The organism is Neisseria sp. HMSC065D04 (genome assembly GCF_001815675.1).
GTDB lineage: Bacteria > Pseudomonadota > Gammaproteobacteria > Burkholderiales > Neisseriaceae > Neisseria.
The window spans coordinates 1-212 of the sequence record NZ_KV821523.1; the positions used below are offsets into that span (position 1 = coordinate 1).

At 52.8% G+C, this 212-nt stretch carries 1 pseudogene; it reads left to right on the forward strand.

From position 1 onward, the window contains the following. Nucleotides 1-212 (forward strand): annotated as a pseudogene (locus tag HMPREF3050_RS13600) (transposase); the annotation flags it as partial.

Sequence of the window (212 nt, forward strand, 5' to 3'; positions counted from 1 at the left end):
ACAAACGGATAGCGAGTTTGGTCGGTATTGCCCCACACCCGAGGGAGAGTGGGGAAACCAAATTCAAAAGCCGCTGCTTCGGCGGAAGGTCTGCGGTGCGTAAGGCTCTGTATATGGCTACCGTGGTAGCGACACGTTTTAACCGTTTATTCGGGATTTCTATCAGCGCCTGCTGTCTAAGGGTAAGCCGTATAAGGTTGCCGTTACGGCAT